Here is an 18647-nt window from a genome sequence, read left to right on the forward strand (position 1 = left end):
CGTTGATGTACAGCGAAGCGCTTAGTCTACAGGGAAAAAGGCGAATTACTATCGCCAGATGTTACCGGGCATTATTCACTCATCGCCTCGCGCCAGAGCTTATCTACAACGCGCTGGGCGAGGATCGCTTGCTCGCCTGCGGTTTCCGGAACTGTCTGATTTTGCACGCATTCAATGAAATGGCGAGCGCATCCGGCGAAACCGCGCTGTTCCAGCACGCTCTGCCAGCCCGCCACTGGACGGGCGACAACGCCCTGCCCGCGCTCTTCGCGCCACTCCCGCATATCGGTAATGTCGAACAACCCACCGTCTGTCACCGCCTGAACCCATTCACGCTGGCTGCCCGCCCGGCGATGCATGCTGGTGGTAATTTGCAGGTGTTCAACACTGAAATGGTGCTCGGCATAAATCATGGCACCGTCATCATTGGTCAGCAGTGTGCCGCTTTTTAATTGCGCGGCACCGCCCGCCAGCCACAGTGCGGTATCCACAACGTGCAGGTAGTCATCCAGCAGGGTGAAGCGTAAATCATGCGGCCCGACGCTGTCGGTACGGTGTTTATCCATTCGCAGCGAGGCGGCCTGTGGTATCTGCTGTTTTAACTCGCGGTACAGCGGGGAGAAACGGCGGTTAAACCCGACCATCAGCGTCAGCTTTTTACGCGCGGCCAGTTCGATAAGCCGCTCCGCGTCCTGTAAATTTTCCGCCAGCGGTTTATCCACGCAGACGTGGACACCGAGATTGAGCAACTCACTGACGACCGCATAGTGTGAAGCCGTTGAGGTGTGGACAAACACCGCGTCGCATTGTGCCGCCAGGGAAGTCAGAGAATCGGCATACGGAATGCGCCAGGTTTCGCACACGCGCAGTGCCTTTTCCCGCGTTGGCGACCAGGCCGCCGCCAGCGTCCAGTCTGTTGCTGCGCCTAGCACAGGCAACCAGGCTTTTTGCGCAATGCCGCCAAGCCCTACCACACCGATACGTAAAGTTGTCACCGTTAATCTCCCAGATGTGCGAGTAGCGAATCCAGACGCTGCTTCAGTTCAGCCACTTCCGCTTCCAGCGCGTCGACGCGCGCGGCAAGTGACGCTTCCGCCGGGCTGACGTCTTCAACAACATTCACCAGCGTCTGCACATCGCCACTGAAAAGATGCATAAAGCGGCTTTCGCGTTTGCCTGGCTCTCTTGGCAGGCGCGCCACATAGGGCCCGTCTTCGCGCGTCGCCAGGTGTTCTAACGCATTTTCCACTTCAGCCATATCGCTGAACTGATGCATGCGTTCGCCGCGGGTGCGCAACTCGCCCGGCGTTTGCGGCCCGCGCAGTAATAACGTGGTGATGAGCGCCACCTCGGCAGAACTCAGTTTGAGATCGCCAAATTCAGAATTACAAAAACGCTGCTCATATTTTGTCACCCGGTTACCAAAACCGCTTACCGTGCGCAGATAATGGCGCTTGACCAGTTCATCCAGCACCGTCTGCACTTCGTGTTCAGCAAGGTTCATCACCGGTTCACGGTTGGTTTTTTGATTACAGGCCGTGACAACACCATTAATGGAGAGCGGATATTGCTCCGGCGTCGTCACCTGTTTTTCCAGTAGACAGCCAATCACCCTCGCCTCTACGGCGGTTAATTGATACTTCATCAAAACTCCTTAGCGACCGGGGGTCCATTCCTGCGTGGTTAATGCGGTAAGCACGTGATCGCGCCATTGCCCGTCAATTAACAGATACGATTTGGCATAGCCCTCTTTTTCAAAGCCAAGCCTCGCCAGCAAATCACCGCTGCGTTTATTGTGTGGCATGTAGTTCGCCATAATGCGATGCATATGTTGCGTGCGTTGCATATAGCGAATTGCCGTGGTGAGCGCTTCGAACATCAGCCCCTGCCCCTGCCATTTTTGGCCGACGGAATACCCCAGATAACAGGCATGAAAAGAGCCGCGCACCACGTTTGAGAAATTCGCCACGCCGACTATCTCTTTCTCTTCCGGATCGAGCAACGCAAAATAGAACGCGGAACCCTGCTTATGAAACTCATTGATCATGCTCAGGCGCGCCTGCCAACCGGAAGGATAACAATGGCTTTCATCGCGCACGGGTTCCCAGGGCTTTAAAAACTGGCGGTTTTCGGCGTAATAATCCGCCAGCCGCCAGGCGTCGCGCTCATGCACCAGGCGAACCACCAGGCGGTCTGTTACTAAGCGTACTTTCGGCACGTTACTGCGATAGCCAAACATGCATTACCACTCCTTCCGTTTTACGACACTTTTAACCCCTTCCCTTTACTATACAGTTGCTCTGGCGCTGTGGGAAAACAGCAACATGGCATTTTCTGCGTCAAACACCATTTTCGATGAAAAGTCTCAATCAAAGGCAGATGTTGATAAAAAAATATTGTCACCGCGAAGATGGGAAAAGGCCCGACGAAACCGCAGAATAAGAAGGTCTTATCTTTCTTATTTCCCGGAGGGGAAATGGCGCGCATATCGCAGGCAAGGAGCCTGGGTAAATATTTCCTGCTTGTCGATAATATGCTGGTTGTTCTCGGCTTTTTCGTTGTCTTCCCACTGATTTCTATCCGCTTTGTTGACCAGCTTGGCTGGGCGGCGTTAATGGTCGGCATTGCCCTCGGTTTGCGTCAGTTTATTCAACAAGGTTTGGGGATTTTCGGCGGTGCGATTGCCGACCGTTTCGGTGCCAAGCCGCTGATTGTCACCGGCATGCTGATGCGCGCAGGCGGTTTTGCCGCGATGGCGGTGGCACATGAACCCTGGCTGCTGTGGCTCTCCTGTATTCTTTCCGGGCTGGGCGGCACGCTGTTTGATCCGCCGCGCTCCGCGCTGGTGGTGAAACTAGTGCGCCCCAATCAGCGTAGCCGCTTTTTCTCGCTGCTAATGATGCAGGACAGCGCGGGCGCGGTTATTGGCGCGCTGCTCGGCAGTTGGCTGCTGCAATATGACTTTCGTCTGGTGTGCGCAGCTGGTGCGTTGATGTTTATCTTGTGTGCCGCGTTTAACGCCTGGCTGCTGCCTGCCTGGAAACTCTCGACGGTGAAAGCGCCGGTGCGCGAAGGTCTGACGCGCGTACTGCGTGACAAGCGCTTTGTGACTTACGTGCTGACCCTTACCGGTTATTACATGCTGGCGGTGCAGGTTATGTTGATGCTGCCGATTATGGTGAACGACATTGCCGGTTCCCCGGCGGCAGTGAAGTGGATGTACGCCATTGAAGCCTGTCTGTCGCTGACGCTGCTCTACCCCATTGCTCGCTGGAGTGAAAAACGTTTTCGCCTTGAGCATCGCCTGATGGCGGGTCTGCTGGTGATGTCATTCAGCCTGTTGCCGGTGGGGATGGTCGGCACGCTGCAGCAACTCTTTACGCTGATTTGCACCTTCTACATCGGCTCCATTATTGCCGAGCCAGCGCGCGAAACGTTAAGCGCACAGCTGGCCGATGCCCGTGCGCGCGGCAGCTATATGGGTTTCAGCCGTCTTGGGCTGGCCTTCGGGGGCGCGCTTGGTTATGCCGGTGGCGGCTGGCTGTTTGACGCCGGGAAAGCATTTAATCAGCCGGAACTGCCGTGGATGATGCTTGGCGTTATCGGGATGATCACCTCTATGGCGCTGCTGTGGCAATTCAGTCACAAACGTATTCGTCCGACCATGCTTGAACCCGGTGCCTGATTTGCGCGCAGGTTTTCCCTCTTCCATACTGGTAATTGATGGATAAGCCAGTATGGAGGAGAAACGTGAAACTCTACATTTACGATCACTGCCCGTTCTGCGTTAAAGCCCGCATGATTTTCGGCCTTAAGAACATCCCCGTCGAACTCAAGATCCTGCTCAATGATGACGAAGTCACACCCACAAAAATGATTGGCCAGAAAATGGCGCCGATCCTGCAAAAGGATGACAGTCGCTATCTGCCGGAAAGCATGGATATTGTTCACTATGTCGATAAGCTTGATGGCAAACCGCTGCTCACCGGCAAGCAAAACCCGAAAATTGAAGAATGGCTGCGTAAGGTGAATGGCTACGTTAATAAGCTGTTGATCCCGCGCTTCGCGAAATCGCCGTTTGATGAATTTTCCACGCCGCAGGCGCGGGCCTATTTCGTTGCCAAAAAAGAGGCCGCCATTGGCGATTTTGCCGAGCACCTCAGCCATTCCACAGGGCTAGCGAAAAATATCAGCGACGATTTACGTGCGCTGGATAAACTGATTGTTCAGCCCAACGCGGTGAACGGGGAACTCTCCGATGATGATATTCATCTCTTCCCGCTGCTACGTAACCTGACGCTGGTAAGCGGTATCAACTGGCCAAGCCGCGTTGCAGCGTACCGCGACAATATGGCGAAACAGACACAAATTAACTTGCTGTCATCGATGGCTATTTAACCGCCCGTGACGGAAGCGCACCCGCTTCCGTCATGCCTTTCAGCTTTTTCCGCTGGCCTTTATTTAGCGTGTGTCGCATGCTACGCCCCTGCGTCGTAGCATGGCGATCACGTTGAGGAATTCATGAAGAGAATCATTTTTGCCGCAGTATTACTGTTGAGCGGTGTGCTGGTGGGGTGCAATCAACTGACCCAATATTCTATCAGCGAACAGGAGATTAACCAGGCGCTACAAAAACGTAACGACTTCGCCAAAGACATTGGTGTGCCCGGCGTTGCGGATGCCCATATTGTGCTGAATAACCTGGCCAGTGAAATCGGTCGCGAAGAACCCAATAAAATCACGCTGACCGGTGATGCGAATCTGGATATGACCTCGCTATTTGGCAACCAGAAAGCCATTATCAAATTGAAGCTCAAAGCGTTGCCGGTATTTGATAAGGAAAAAGGCGCGATTTACCTGCAGGAGATGGAAGTGGTTAACGCCACCGTGTCACCGGAAAAAATGCAGACCGTGTTACAAACGCTGATGCCCTATCTTAATCAGTCGCTACGCAATTATTTTAACCAACGTCCTGCCTATGTGCTGAAAGAAGACAGCAGCAAAGGCGAGGCGCTGGCGAAAAAATATGCCAAAGGGATTGAGGTGAAACCGGGCGAAATTATCATTCCCCTCACAGACTAAATGACAGGGCGCCGCGAGCGCCCTTTTTTTCAGGAAAAAGATGCAAACGAAAACGTTTCCGCTTATTCTTAGTGCCCGGCAAAAAACACCTGTTTCTCACCAGCCGGAGCACTCCAATGACTCAACCCCAGGTTTTGAAAATCCGCCGTCCTGACGACTGGCATGTCCATTTACGTGATGGCGAAATGCTAAAAACCGTGGTGCCATGGACCAGCGAAACTTACGCCCGCGCCATTGTCATGCCGAACCTGGCTCCCCCTGTTACCACCGTGGATGCGGCCATCGCCTACCGTCAGCGTATTCTTGATGCTGTGCCCGCCGGGCATGATTTTACGCCCTTAATGACCTGCTACCTGACCGACAGCCTGAACGCCGATGAAGTCGAACGCGGCTTTAACGAGCAGGTGTTTACGGCAGCGAAACTCTATCCGGCGAATGCCACGACCAACTCCAGCCATGGTGTTACCAGCATTGATGCGATTATGCCGGTTCTGGAACGGATGGAAAAACTGGGGATGCCGCTGCTGGTGCATGGCGAAGTGACACACGCAGATATTGATATTTTCGATCGCGAAGCACGGTTTATCGAAACGGTCATGGAACCTCTGCGCCAGCGCCTGCCGGGGTTGAAAGTGGTGTTTGAGCATATTACGACCAAAGATGCCGCAGACTATGTACGTGAAGGCAATGAGCTGCTGGCCGCGACCATCACCCCTCAACACTTGATGTTTAACCGAAACCATATGCTGGTAGGTGGTGTGCGCCCTCACCTGTATTGTCTGCCGATCCTGAAGCGTAATATTCACCAGCAGGCGCTGCGCGAACTGGTTGCCAGCGGTTTTACTCGCGCGTTTCTCGGTACGGACTCCGCGCCGCATGCGCGTCATCGTAAAGAGGCCAGTTGCGGCTGCGCCGGTTGTTTCAACGCCCCCACCGCGCTTGGCAGTTATGCAACCGTGTTTGAAGAGATGAACGCCCTCCAGCATTTTGAAGCGTTCTGTTCAGTCAACGGACCGCGATTCTATGGCTTACCGGTGAACGAAACGTTGGTTGAACTGGTGCGTGAAGAGTGCCTGGTACCAGAGACAATTGCGCTGCCGGAAGATTCGCTGGTGCCTTTCCTGGCGGGTGAAACCGTGCGCTGGCGCGTTAAATAAAAAAATTATCGCTCCCTGTTGTAATATTTTTCGCTTAACTGTATAAACATACAGTAAATTACACAGGGGGCTATTATGCGCATTGAAGTGACTATCGCCAAAACCACACCCTTACCGCCTGGCGCTGTTGATGCGCTGGCGGGCGAGTTATCTCGTCGTCTGAACAATTGTTACCCCGATCGCGAAAACAAAATTACGGTTCGCTATGCCGCAGCAAATAATCTTTCGGTTTTAGGCGGTGCAAAAGAAGATAAAGATCGCATAACTGAAATTTTGCAGGAAACCTGGGAAAGCGCCGACGACTGGTTTATCACCGACTAATTTCTCTTTAAGTTTGTGCTTATTGCCGGGTCGCCCCGGCTTTTTTTGTTGTTTTTTTCAGCACAATCCTGGCGTAGATCTTTTTTAATAAAAATATATGGTTAAGAGCCCGTTTTCTTATTCAAAAAAATCTAACGGCCGAAAAAACATGTTGCAGAGTGTTTAATTATTCGATCTACTCCTCCACTTGTTGGTATACTGAAAAAGCTTCAAATAAAACACGCATTGAACCTCAAGAGTCGTTGTCGAATTAAACACGCCAATAAAGGGGTTATGATGGTAAAGAATAATGAAGTCATCCAGACCCATCCACTGGTCGGATGGGACATCAGCACCGTGGATAGCTACGACGCACTGATGCTCCGGTTGCATTACCAGACCCCAAACAGAGCCGCTCAGGAAGAGACCGAAGTCGGCCAGACGTTGTGGTTAACGACCGATGTTGCCCGCCAGTTTATATCGATACTCGAAGCGGGCATTGCCAAGATTGAATCGGGCGACTACCAGGAAGATGAGTATCGCAGGCATTAGCAACAATGCGCTATATAGACTCAACAGGCACCCTTGTGGTGCCTTTCTTATTTCTGTCCTTGTATAACGTTCCCAGGTTAATTACCCTCCTGAACACGCATTTGCCTGGAGAACACCACCATGAAATACGATCTCATTATTATTGGCAGCGGCTCTGTCGGTGCTGCGGCAGGCTATTACGCCACACTAAGCGGGCTGAACGTGCTGATGACCGACGCTCACCTGCCGCCGCATCAGGAAGGCAGCCACCACGGTGATACGCGTTTAATCCGTCATGCTTACGGCGAAGGCGAGAAATATGTTCCGCTGGTGTTGCGCGCCCAGCAGTTGTGGGAGCAACTGGCGGCGGAAAGCGGCGAAGCGGTGTTTGACCGTACAGGCGTTATCAACATTGGTCCGGCTGATTCCGCTTTTTTGGCTAACGTCGCGCAAAGCGCAGCGCATTGGCAGTTGGTCGTCGAAAAACTCGATGCCCCGTCACTGATGGCACGCTGGCCGGAAATCCGCGTCCCCGACGATTACATCGGCCTGTTTGAAGCAGACTCCGGTGTGCTGCGTAGCGAGCTGGCGATAAAGACCTGGATCCGCCTTGCCAAAGAGGCGGGCTGCGCTCAGCTGTTCAATTGTCCGGTCACTGCGCTGCATCATCATGATGACGGCATCAGTATCGATACCCAGGAAGGGACATTCCACGGCAAAAAAGTTCTTGTCAGCGCGGGGACATGGGTGCAAAAACTGCTGCCCGAACTGCCGATACAACCGGTCCGCAAAGTTTTTGCATGGTTCCAGGCCGATGGCCGCTACAGCACCAAAAACAAATTCCCGGCATTTACCGGCGAAATGCCCAATGGCGACCAGTATTACGGTTTCCCGGCAGAAGAGAATGAATTAAAAATCGGCCGCCACAACGGTGGGCAGCTTATCAGCGAAGCGCAGCAGCGTACGCCATTTGGCGAAGAACCGGGTGATGGTTCCGAATGTTTCGCTTTTCTGCGCCAGTTCCTGCCCGGCATCGGTGGGTGTTTGTACGGTGCATCCTGCACTTACGATAACTCTCCGGATGAAGACTTTATTATTGATACGCTGCCGGGCTTCCCGGACACGCTGATTGTCACAGGCCTTAGCGGGCACGGTTTCAAATTTGCACCAGTGTTGGGTGAGATCGCCTGTGAATTTGCCCACGGCAAAAGCTCGCATTTTGATTTGCAACCTTTCTCACTGTCCCGCTTTGCCGGGTAAACCTTCAGCGGCCTCATTCGGGGTCGCTTATTGCATTTTTGCGGAGAGAATATGCACCGTCTGTTTCATTTCTTAATAAATAACGTGCGTGAGCATTTGATGATTTATATTGCTCTGTGGTTACTTATCGCGCTGATCGATATTATCTATATCGTATGGTTACCCTGATAAACACTGACAAAAATTGACAAATATTTATAAAAACATATTTCAAGGGCAGAATATTTAAATATTACCAGCGCAATAAAACCTTAATAAATTCAGAACTTACACCCCAATCAACCTAATGCGCTGAACATTATCCCGCAAAGTTATTCAAAAATGATGATATAGAAAAAATAACGATCCAATATCGTAAATTTGAGTTGCAATATTGTTTCTCTCCCGCCATTTTAATTTAACCAATTATTAACCATACTTAACAATTATGCCATTACGCAATTCACCTGAGCGCTACGGCGCCGTTTCCATTGTGCTGCACTGGCTGGTGGCCATTGTGGTTTATGGTATGTTCGCGTTGGGTCTGTGGATGGTGACGCTGAGCTATTACGACGGTTGGTATCATAAAGCGCCTGAGCTGCATAAGAGCATCGGCATTTTGCTCATGCTGGGCCTCGTGTTCCGGGTCGTGTGGCGTTTTTTTTCCCCGCCGCCAAAGCCGCTCGCCAGCTATTCACGTCTGACGCATATCAGCGCTGTGTTTGTCCATATCGCGCTCTATCTATTGTTGTTCGGCATTCTTTTCAGCGGCTATTTGATCTCCACAGCTGACGGTAAACCCATCAGCGTTTTTGGGCTGTTCGAGATCCCCGCAACGCTTGCCGATGCCGGATCGCAAGCCGACCTTGCAGGAAATATTCACCTCTGGCTGGCATGGACAGTCGTCGTGCTGTCTGTTTTGCATGGCCTTGCCGCCGTTAAACACCATTTCATCGATAAAGACGTCACTCTCAAGCGCATGCTGGGAAAATCGTCGCCTGACTCTGGAGCATAATATGAAGAAAATCCTGCCGGGACTCGCTCTCGCTTCGCTGCTGTTTACTACGGGTTCTGCTATCGCTGCGGATTACAAAATTGATAAAGAGGGTCAGCACGCCTTCGTTAATTTTCGTATCCAGCACCTCGGCTATAGCTGGCTCTATGGCACGTTTAAAGATTTCGACGGGACTTTTAGCTTTGACGAGGCCAACCCGGCCTCGGATAAAGTGAACGTCACCATTAACACTAACAGTGTCGATACCAACCACGCAGAGCGTGATAAACACTTGCGCAGCGCTGAGTTCCTGAATGTCGCCAAATTCCCGCAGGCGACCTTTGCGTCAACTGAGGTGAAAAAAGCGGGTGACGGGCTGGATATCACCGGAAACCTGACGCTGAACGGCGTCACCAAACCGGTGGTGCTGGCGGCGAAACTGATGGGTCAGGGCAACGATCCGTGGGGCGGTGTGCGCGCAGGCTTTGAAGCTTCCGGCAAAATTAAGCTGAAAGACTTTAATATCACCACCGATCTGGGCCCGGCGTCGCAGGACGTTGAACTGATTATTTCCGTGGAAGGCGTGCGCCAGAAGTAAGATTGCGGGAGAGGGGCAACCCTCTCCTCAGCTTTTATTCCGGATCCGGAATGCCCAGTTTGGTATTCAGACGACCACGGGATTTGTTAAAGATTTTGTTGCCATTCTCCCGACCGGCGCGACGTTTACGCTGCTCTTCTTCCGGGAGTGCACTCTCTTCTTTACACAGCTCACTGCAGCAACCGTTAAATTTCTCAGCACAGGCCGGACATTGAATAAACAGCAAATGGCAGCCGTCATTACGACAATTGGTATGGGAATCACAAGGTGTGCCGCACTGGTGGCAATGGGCAATAACGTCATCGGAAATGCGCTCGCCCATACGCTCGTCAAACACAAAGTTTTTACCGATAAAACGTACCGGTAAGCCCTGTTCGCGCGCGCGCCGCGCATATTCAATGATACCGCCTTCGATATGCCACACTTTATTGAAACCGTTATGCTTCATCCAGGCGCTTGCTTTCTCGCAGCGAATACCGCCGGTGCAGTACATAACGATTTTCTTGTCTTTATGTTCCTGCATCATTTCGACCGCTTTCGGTAACTGCTCGCGGAACGTATCCGCCGGGATCTCCAGCGCACCGGCGAAATGTCCGACTTCATATTCGTAGTGATTACGCATATCAATGAACACTGCATCAGGATCGTCGAGCATGGCATTCACTTCCGCCGCTTTCAGATAATCCCCCACATCGCTGGCGTCAAAACTCTCATCGTCGATACCGTCGGCAACAATCCTGTCGCGGACTTTCATGCGCAGCACCCAGAAGGATTTACCGTCATCATCAATCGCGATATTTAAACGCAGGCCGTCGAGCGCCGGATCGAACGCATAAAGCGCCTGGCGAAAGGCGTCGAATTTACTTTGTGGCACGCTGATTTGCGCATTGATACCTTCATGGGCAAGGTAAATACGGCCAAACACGTTCAACTGGCTAAAAGCCTGGTAGAGCGCGTCGCGCGTGGCTTGCGGGTTGATAATCGAGAAATACTTATAGAACGAGACGGTAACGCGGGGTTCCGTTTCCGCGAGCATCCGCGCCTTCAGTTCATCATTGGAGATGCGGTTATGTAACACTGGCATGGTGTACGTGTCCTGCAAAGTTAGGGGTGAAAAAACGGCGGCATCATAAAGCAAATACTGATAATTTACATCCACACATTTTGCGCTACATTTTCTCTCATTCTAACGATTACGACGCAACAATTCCTGACAAAACAGGCATTCTGTGCGCCCTGGTTTTGGTTAATTCCGAAAAAATGCGAGAATACAGGGAATTGTTGCTTCAAACAGGACAGTCATGACGCATTTACCCAAGTTTACGGCATCGCTTCTCCACCCGCGCTACTGGGCTCTCTGGTTCGGGGTCGGCATGCTGTGGTTAGTTGTTCAACTCCCCTATCCCGTGATTTACCGCATCGGCTGCGGCATTGGTCGCCTGGCGCAGCGCCTGATGAGACGTCGTGCGCGTATTGCGCAGCGCAACCTCGAACTCTGCTTTCCGCACATGAGCGAAACAGAGCGCCAGAAAATGGTCGCGAAAAATTTTGAATCGGTTGGCATGGGTTTGATGGAAACCGGCATGGCCTGGTTCTGGTCCGATCGCCGGATGTCACGCTGGATGGACGTTATCGATTTTGAACATGTCAGAAGCGTGCAAGCGCAAGGCCGAGGAATCTTGCTGATCGGCGTACATTTTTTGACGCTGGAAATTGGTGCCCGCATGTTTGGTCTGAACGAACCGGGGATTGGAGTCTACCGCCCTAATGACAACCCGGTTATTGACCTGCTGCAAACCTGGGGTCGCATGCGTTCTAATAAAAGCATGATCGACCGTAAAGATCTCAAAGGTATGATCCGCGCCCTGAAAGCGGGTGATGTCGTCTGGTATGCGCCCGATCATGACTACGGCCCGCGCGCCAGCGTTTTCGCCCCTTTCTTTGCCGTTAAAGATGCGGCTTCCACGTCCGGAACCTGGATGCTGGCACGCATGTCTCAGGCCTGTATCGTACCTTTTGTTCCACGCCGTAAACCGGGCGGCAAAGGGTATGAACTGATTATCCTTGAGCCAGAATGTTCCCCTCCGCTCGATGACGCAGAAACCACCGCCGCATGGATGAACAAAGTGGTTGAGCGCTGCATTATGATGGCGCCAGAGCAATATATGTGGCTGCATCGCCGCTTCAAAACGCGCCCGGAAGGCGTCCCCTCTCGCTACTGAATCGATAAAGAGCCTGCAAATGCAGGCTCTTTTTTTGTCATACAAACCTGCGTCAGCGCATTGCGGCAATCATAACCCGGGCGCATAATTAGCATGCTTGCTATCGACTATTATTAATGTGTGCTGTTATGGACGATTATGTCTCACTCTGATGCCCCAATAAACTGGAAGCGCAATCTCACCGTGGCCTGGTTTGGCTGTTTTCTCACCGGCGCGGCGTTTAGCCTGGTAATGCCTTTTATTCCCCTCTATGTCGAGCAGCTTGGCATCACCGATCCCGGCGCGCTCAATATGTGGTCCGGTTTAGTCTTTAGCATCACCTTCCTGTTCTCTGCCATCGCGTCTCCCTTCTGGGGCGGCCTTGCCGACCGTAAAGGACGGAAAATCATGCTACTGCGTTCCGCACTCGGTATGGCGATTGTTATGGCGTTAATGGGCATTGCACACAATGTCTGGCAACTTCTGGTGCTGCGGGCGCTGCTCGGTTTACTGGGCGGTTTTATCCCCAACGCCAATGCCTTGATCGCCACGCAAATGCCACGCAACAAAAGCGGCTGGGCGCTGGGTACGCTCTCGACGGGAGGCGTCAGCGGCGCGCTGCTTGGCCCGCTGGCTGGCGGTTTGCTGGCTGATACCTGGGGCTTGCGGATGGTCTTTTTTATTACCGCGTCTGTGCTTTTTATCTGTTTTCTGCTCACACTACTTTGCATCCGCGAAAATTTCACCCCGGTAGCAAAACGCGAGATGTTGCACTTCAAAGAGGTTTTCGCCTCGCTAAAAAGCCCCAAACTGGTACTGAGCCTGTTTATCACCACCATGATCATCCAGGTGGCGACGGGTTCTATTGCGCCGATTCTGACCCTTTATGTGCGCGATCTGGCCGGTAATGTCAGTAATATTGCTTTTATCAGCGGCATGATTGCCTCCGTGCCTGGCGTCGCGGCACTGCTTAGCGCGCCCCGTCTGGGCAAATTGGGAGACAAAATCGGCCCGGAGAAAATTCTGGTCGCGGCATTGATAATCTCCGTCTTGTTACTGTTGCCAATGTCCCTGGTGCAAACTCCATGGCAACTGGGCATTTTGCGCTTCCTGCTCGGTGCTGCTGACGGAGCGCTGCTTCCTGCGGTGCAAACCTTGCTGGTCTACAACTCCACTAATCAAATTGCCGGGCGGATATTCAGTTACAACCAGTCTTTTCGCGATATTGGAAATGTTACCGGTCCGCTGATGGGTGCGGCGGTGTCGGCCAGCTATGGTTTTCGCGCGGTATTTTGCGTGACGGCGGGCGTTGTTCTGTTTAATGCCATTTATTCATGGTTCAGTTTGCAGCGCCCTGCCCGTCGCGCCAGAACCGAGGCAACCCGCAGCGTTCAACGCCAGGAGTAGCGCTGAAAACGAAGCTGTTTCGTGCATATTTCCCGGGCCAATCAAAGTCGAAAGCGGGATAACTGGCGCGGCTGACAATATCTCTACTGCGACACATTAAACATAAGACGCAGCCACAAGCATCAGTTACCGTTCCCGCAGGCGAACTGTTATTCAGCACTACACGTTTCTCGTTATGCCATGAAATCGCTGATTCAGTTATGACAAATTTGACGCTCGCAAAACCAACGTCTATAGGTTTGTGCATACCTTTTTTACTGTTATCTCAGGAGCGATGATATGGCCGAAGCTGAACTGGAGTATTACTCAACACTGTCGGAAGCAATTGATGCCGCGCGGGAATTATTCATTGCCGATAACCCGGATCTTGATGAAGAAGAAATCAGCGTGCAGCAATTCAATGTGCAAAAGTATGTTCTTCAGGATGGCGATATCGCGTGGCGCGCTGAGTTTTTTGCGGATGAAGAAGAGCCAGGTGAGTGTCTGCCTCTTCTGAGCGGTGAAGCCGCGCAAAGTGTCTTTGACGGTGATTTCGATGAAATCGAGATAAGCCAAGAGTGGCAGGAAGAGAATACGCTGCACGAATGGGACGAAGGTGAATTCCAGCTGGAACCGCCTCTTGATACCGAAGAAGGACAGACAGCCGCTGATGAGTGGGATGAGCGCTGATTACTCGTAAGGGCCGTGATTAGCATCCAGCGGTAACAAAAGTGTGTCAAACACCAGTGAAAAGGGAAGATCAAGCACGGTAATGTAGCGCCACGCCGAGTCGCGGACATCCCACTTAACGCCAGGGTAATACTGATTACCGTGTCCCTGGCCGGGGATTGTCCGGCTGACGATGCTGCCGCAACCGCTAAGCAGCCACGCCATGAATACCACTAAAATCACTCTCACAGGCAACCTCTTCTTCTTTGATACAGATAAAAAAATACCGGCTCTCAGGCCGGTATTTTCCTTAATGTCGGCTTACTTTGCCTTTAACGCCAGCGGGTTAAGCTTCAGCGTTTCATAGTAGCTCGCCCATGACAGATATTTCTCAGGGGCCGCCCACAAGCGATAATGCATACGCGCCAGCGTAACCGGGTCGCTCAGCAATACCAGGCGACGATCGCGGTTCAGCTTCTCTGGTGTTTCGTTTAGCGCCTGCTCAACATGACGATCGCGGGCAATTTCCAGCACGTGACTTGCGCGGTGGCGAGCCGTTGCCATCGCCGTTGCCATCGCGTTGAATGACGGGTTAAACACCGCATGCATAAAGCCATCTTCCAGGCTGCGCGAGCGGTTCAGCTCCAGGTATTTATCCGTATTCACCAGTACCTGCGGCGGAGAATACTCTTCCGGGATCAGGAACAGTTTCCAGCGTTTGGTGCGCAGACCGACAGTAGACCGGCTGGAGATAACCGACACAAACGGCGACAGGATCAGCGAGAAGACAATCGGTGCCAGCCAGAACAGGAAGCGGAGATCAAGCCACGCCATCCCGACAGCCCACACCAGCCCCAGCAGCAGCTGAGAACCGTGGCGCATAAAAGCTTCACCCCACGGCGTGGAGTCATCGTCACGCTGCGGCGAGTTCCATACCACTTCCCAGCCAAGGAACGCGCTGACCACAAACACGGTGTGGAACAACATACGCACCGGCGCAAGCAACACCGAGAACAGCACTTCCAGCAACAGAGAAATTGTTACACGAATAAAACCGCCATACTCTTTCGGCCCTTTGCACCATACCAGGATGATACTCAGCAGCTTCGGCAGGAACAGCAGTACCATTGTCGAAGCGAAAAGCGCGATAGCCAGCTCTGGACGCCACTGCGGCCACACCGGGAACAACTGGCGCGGCTGCAGGAAGTATTGCGGTTCCGTCAGCGCATGCACCACCTGCAAAGCCGTGGAAAGCGCAAGGAACATAAACCACAGCGGTGCAGAAAGGTAGGACATCACGCCAGTGAGGAACACGGCGCGGTGAACCGGGTGCATACCTTTTACCAGGAACAAGCGGAAGTTCATCAGGTTGCCATGGCACCAGCGGCGGTCGCGTTTCAGCTCATCGAGCAGGTTCGGCGGCAACTCTTCATACGAGCCAGGCAGATCGTAAGCAATCCACACCCCCCAACCGGCACGGCGCATCAGCGCGGCTTCGACAAAGTCATGCGACAGAATCGAACCGGCAAACGAGCCTTCACCCGGCAGCGGCGCCAGCGCGCAGTGCTCAATAAACGGTTTCACGCGGATAATAGCGTTATGGCCCCAGTAGTGGGATTCACCCAGTTGCCAGAAGTGCAAACCCGCGGTGAACAACGGCCCGTAAACGCGGGTCGCAAACTGCTGACAGCGCGCATAGAGCGTATCCATCCCGGACGCTTTCGGTGACGACTGGATAATCCCTGCGTTCGGGTTCGCTTCCATCAGGCGTACCAGCCCGGTCAGACACTCACCGCTCATCACGGAGTCCGCATCCAGCACCACCATGTAGCTGTACTGGCTGCCCCAGCGACGGCAGAAGTCATCGATATTACCGCTTTTGCGTTTTACGCGACGGCGGCGGCGACGGTAGAAAATCTGCCCTTCGCCCTGCACTTCTGCAATAAGCTCCATCCAGGCTTTCTGCTCAGCTACGCAGATATCCGGATTGTAGCTGTCGCTCAGGATGTAGACATCGAAGTGTGCCGCGTTGCCGGTTGCTTTCACGGATTCCCAGGTTGCGCGCAAGCCCGCGAACACGCGATCCACGTCTTCGTTACAGATAGGCATGATCAGCGCTGTGCGATGCTCCGGGTTTAGCGGTTCATCGCCCACTGTCGAGGCCGAAATACTGTATTTATCGCGGCCAATCAACAGTTGCAGGAAGCCCATCAACGCAGTCCAGAACCCGGCGGAAACCCAGCAGAACAGCACCGCGAACAGGATCAAGATACCGGTTTGCAGCACATACGGCAGGAGCTGCATAAAGGAAACCCACAGATCCTGGCCCGCCATATCCGTTGGATTGATCAGCGCCCAGCCCTGATAAGGCAGAATGGTTTTCATATACCAGGTGGCGACGACGGTTTGCGCCAGCGTCAGCACCAGCAGGATATAACGACGGATAGAACCGACGGTGCGCCATTTCTGCTCGTGCGCTTGCTCCTCTTTGGTCAAACGCGCAAGGTAACGGGGCGCAACTTCGCGCCCGCGCAGACGATCCCAAAAACGGCCAATCGGGTTAGTGCGCCACGGATCGGGGAACATCGAGGAGCGTTTGGCTTTCGGCATCGCCTGAAGCTGCGCGCGTCCTTCATCGTCTTTGATCAATTGCCCTTCGGCGAGCGAATCCGGCCAGCTATGTTCCAGACGTGCTGTCACAGAACCCAGCGGCGTATCATCTTCACGCGTCCAGCTCGTATGCTCTTTATCCAGCGCCTCATGCACGCTGCGAATGCTCTCTGTCGGCAGCGCCGCTTTTTCCGAGGCGGAAAGCGGCAACATGTCGATATACTCAGTTGTCTTATTCATTGGCAGGTAGCTGATAGCTCCAGGTTTCACTCAGGTTCTGGTCGGCGTTGACCAGCGCCGCGCGCATATCCGTGGTTTTCTTCGGATCTTTTACTTTCACGCGCAACATCAAACGCCAACCTTGCGTAACCGGATTATAGCGAACGGTGTTTTCCACAATCTCACCGTTATCGCCAATGCTGGCTTGCGCGGTTACTGGGGTATCCTTCGGCAGCTTTTTCATATCCTGGCCGGTGAAATCCACCACAAACGCGATAGTTCCGTCAGGCTGACGGATAAGGTTCGACTGTTTCACATCCCCTGTGGAGCGACGCGTCTGCAGTACCCATGCATTATCTGGCGCATGCAGCTTGTCTTCGTCACGGCTAAAGGTGATGGTGTATTTGAAGTTCATCTCTTTACCCGGATCCGGCAGTTGATCCGGCGTCCAGTAAGCGACGATGTTATCGTTAGTTTCATCATTGGTCGGGATTTCGACCAGTTCGACTTTACCTTTGCCCCACTCGCCTTTCGGTGTCACCCACGCGCTCGGACGCAGATCGTAGCGGTCATCGATATCTTCAAAACGGGAGAACTGACGACCACGCTGCAGCAGGCCAAAGCCCTGCGGGTTTTCCATCGCATAGCTGCTTACAGCAAGATGTTTCGGGTTGTTCAGCGGACGCCAAATCCACTCGCCGTTGCCTGCCAGCATCGATAGGCCGTTGGAATCATGCAATTCCGGGCGATAGTTGGTTGCAGGAGAGGGTTGAGTCGGCCCAAACAGGAACATACTGGTCAGCGGCGCAACACCGAGTTTGCCCACTTTGTCGCGCAGGTAAACTTTGGACTGCACATCCACCACGGTATCGCGGCCTGGAATGATCACAAAACGGTATGCGCCTGTTGCACGCGGTGAGTCCAGCAGCGCGTAAATGGTCAGGCGTTTGTCAGTCGGTTTTGGACGCTCAATCCAGAACTCGCGAAAACGCGGGAACTCTTCGCCAGATGGCAACGCAGTGTCAATGGCAAGACCGCGAGCGGAAAGGCCATATACCTGCCCTGCACCAATCACACGGAAGTAGCTTGCGCCCAGCATGCTGACGATTTCATCGTTTTTATCTTTATTATTGATGGGGTACAGAACTTTGAAACCGGCGAAACCGAGGTCCTTGACCGTGTCTTTATCGTGCTGGACGTTGCCGAAATTGAAGTAATCCGGGCTGTATTTGATTTTACGTACGGCAGTGGTCGTCACTTCGTTGATGGTCACTGGCGTGTCGAAGTACATACCCTGGTGATAAAACTCAAGCTTAAATGGGGTGTTGATCGCGTTCCAGTAGGCTTTGTCGTGGTTAAACTGGATCTGCTGATAGTCCGCGTATTTCATCTCACGGAACACAGAGGGCAAATTGGTCTTGGGTGCTTCGTAGCCTTTACCGGCCAGTGATTGTGCCTGTTTTGCGACATCGTCAATAGAAAAGGCCCAGCCTGATGACGTATAAAGTGACAACAGAACAGCAGCACCTACCCAACGCATTTTCATCATTCGTAATTTAGGTTTCATAATAACTAAGCACTTCCCCCTTTGTGTGCTTAAATCGATCCGATCCATTTTAATGGAAACTCAGGCAATCCGACAACTGAATCCCCGCATTGTT

Annotated in this window: 20 protein-coding genes; 13 read left to right on the plus strand and 7 right to left on the minus strand. The window is 52.9% G+C overall.

The window, feature by feature from the left end; all coding sequences use genetic code 11:
• Positions 1–71: 71 nt before the first annotated feature.
• From C813_RS36780 to rimJ, 3 genes are read right to left on the minus strand one after another with little or no spacing between them, the layout of a single operon-like run.
• Positions 72–995: a Gfo/Idh/MocA family protein gene (locus C813_RS36780; protein WP_017456397.1), complete on the minus strand. Its 924-nt coding sequence runs from the start codon at positions 993–995 to the stop codon at positions 72–74.
• Between the two features lie 2 nt (positions 996–997).
• Complete coding sequence (locus C813_RS36785; protein WP_017456396.1) at positions 998–1645, minus strand: YceH family protein; 648 nt, start codon at positions 1643–1645, stop codon at positions 998–1000.
• 9 nt (positions 1646–1654) lie between these two features.
• Complete coding sequence (gene rimJ / locus C813_RS36790; RefSeq protein WP_017456395.1) at positions 1655–2239, minus strand: ribosomal protein S5-alanine N-acetyltransferase; 585 nt, start codon at positions 2237–2239, stop codon at positions 1655–1657.
• A gap of 237 nt (positions 2240–2476) precedes the next feature.
• Here rimJ and mdtH point away from each other — a divergent pair, with 237 nt between their 5' ends.
• From mdtH to C813_RS36840, 10 genes are all read left to right on the plus strand, one after another.
• Complete coding sequence (gene mdtH, locus C813_RS36795; protein ID WP_017456394.1) at positions 2477–3685, plus strand: multidrug efflux MFS transporter MdtH; 1209 nt, start codon at positions 2477–2479, stop codon at positions 3683–3685.
• A 65-nt stretch (positions 3686–3750) separates the two neighbouring features.
• A complete protein-coding gene (gene grxB / locus C813_RS36800) occupies positions 3751–4398 on the plus strand; it encodes a glutaredoxin 2 (protein WP_017456393.1) in 648 nt (215 codons plus the stop codon).
• A 123-nt stretch (positions 4399–4521) separates the two neighbouring features.
• A complete protein-coding gene (locus tag C813_RS36805; protein WP_017456392.1) occupies positions 4522–5082 on the plus strand; it encodes a lipoprotein in 561 nt (186 codons plus the stop codon).
• A gap of 116 nt (positions 5083–5198) precedes the next feature.
• A complete protein-coding gene (gene pyrC / locus C813_RS36810; RefSeq protein ID WP_017456391.1) occupies positions 5199–6239 on the plus strand; it encodes a dihydroorotase in 1041 nt (346 codons plus the stop codon).
• Positions 6240–6314: 75 nt separating this feature from the next.
• On the plus strand, positions 6315–6560 hold the full coding sequence (gene dinI, locus C813_RS36815) for a DNA damage-inducible protein I (protein ID WP_017456390.1): 246 nt from the start codon (positions 6315–6317) through the stop codon (positions 6558–6560).
• Between the two features lie 276 nt (positions 6561–6836).
• Positions 6837–7091 carry a biofilm formation regulator BssS gene (gene bssS / locus C813_RS36820; RefSeq protein WP_017456389.1) on the plus strand — a complete coding sequence of 85 codons (255 nt, stop codon included), beginning with the start codon at positions 6837–6839 and terminating at the stop codon, positions 7089–7091.
• A 120-nt stretch (positions 7092–7211) separates the two neighbouring features.
• Complete coding sequence (solA, locus tag C813_RS36825) at positions 7212–8330, plus strand: N-methyl-L-tryptophan oxidase (RefSeq protein ID WP_017456388.1); 1119 nt, start codon at positions 7212–7214, stop codon at positions 8328–8330.
• Between the two features lie 51 nt (positions 8331–8381).
• The gene (locus C813_RS36830; RefSeq protein WP_017456387.1) at positions 8382–8498 is read left to right on the plus strand and encodes a DUF2770 family protein; all 117 of its coding nucleotides are present in this window, start codon (positions 8382–8384) and stop codon (positions 8496–8498) included.
• 259 nt (positions 8499–8757) lie between these two features.
• Positions 8758–9324 carry a cytochrome b gene (locus tag C813_RS36835; protein WP_017456386.1) on the plus strand — a complete coding sequence of 189 codons (567 nt, stop codon included), beginning with the start codon at positions 8758–8760 and terminating at the stop codon, positions 9322–9324.
• Position 9325: 1 nt separating this feature from the next.
• Positions 9326–9901, plus strand: coding sequence for a YceI family protein (locus tag C813_RS36840; protein ID WP_017456385.1), 576 nt, complete (start codon positions 9326–9328; stop codon positions 9899–9901).
• A gap of 34 nt (positions 9902–9935) precedes the next feature.
• On the opposite strand, the gene trhO is transcribed toward C813_RS36840, so the two are convergent.
• Complete coding sequence (trhO, locus tag C813_RS36845) at positions 9936–10985, minus strand: oxygen-dependent tRNA uridine(34) hydroxylase TrhO (RefSeq protein ID WP_017456384.1); 1050 nt, start codon at positions 10983–10985, stop codon at positions 9936–9938.
• A 217-nt stretch (positions 10986–11202) separates the two neighbouring features.
• On the opposite strand from trhO, the gene C813_RS36850 reads away from it, so the two are divergent.
• The 3 genes from C813_RS36850 to C813_RS36860 all read left to right on the plus strand — a co-directional run bounded on the left by C813_RS36850 (position 11203) and on the right by C813_RS36860 (position 14178).
• Positions 11203–12123, plus strand: coding sequence for a Kdo(2)-lipid IV(A) acyltransferase (locus C813_RS36850; RefSeq protein ID WP_017456383.1), 921 nt, complete (start codon positions 11203–11205; stop codon positions 12121–12123).
• 138 nt (positions 12124–12261) lie between these two features.
• The gene (gene mdtG, locus C813_RS36855; RefSeq protein ID WP_017456382.1) at positions 12262–13509 is read left to right on the plus strand and encodes a multidrug efflux MFS transporter MdtG; all 1248 of its coding nucleotides are present in this window, start codon (positions 12262–12264) and stop codon (positions 13507–13509) included.
• A 294-nt stretch (positions 13510–13803) separates the two neighbouring features.
• Entirely contained in the window at positions 13804–14178 is a 375-nt protein-coding gene (locus tag C813_RS36860) for a MysB family protein (protein ID WP_086869972.1), read from the plus strand.
• Here the strand turns inward: C813_RS36860 and C813_RS36865 are convergent, their stop codons facing one another.
• From C813_RS36865 to mdoG, 3 genes are all read right to left on the minus strand, one after another.
• Positions 14179–14382, minus strand: a complete 204-nt coding sequence (locus C813_RS36865; protein ID WP_017456380.1) for a YceK/YidQ family lipoprotein — start codon at positions 14380–14382, stop codon at positions 14179–14181.
• Positions 14383–14478: 96 nt separating this feature from the next.
• On the minus strand, positions 14479–17007 hold the full coding sequence (mdoH, locus tag C813_RS36870) for a glucans biosynthesis glucosyltransferase MdoH (RefSeq protein WP_017456379.1): 2529 nt from the start codon (positions 17005–17007) through the stop codon (positions 14479–14481).
• Complete coding sequence (gene mdoG / locus C813_RS36875) at positions 17000–18535, minus strand: glucans biosynthesis protein MdoG (RefSeq protein ID WP_020457411.1); 1536 nt, start codon at positions 18533–18535, stop codon at positions 17000–17002. Before mdoG ends, mdoH begins: the two co-directional genes overlap by 8 nt.
• Between the last annotated feature and the right edge of the window lie 112 nt (positions 18536–18647).

Source organism: Kosakonia sacchari SP1 (assembly GCF_000300455.3).
Lineage (GTDB): Bacteria > Pseudomonadota > Gammaproteobacteria > Enterobacterales > Enterobacteriaceae > Kosakonia > Kosakonia sacchari.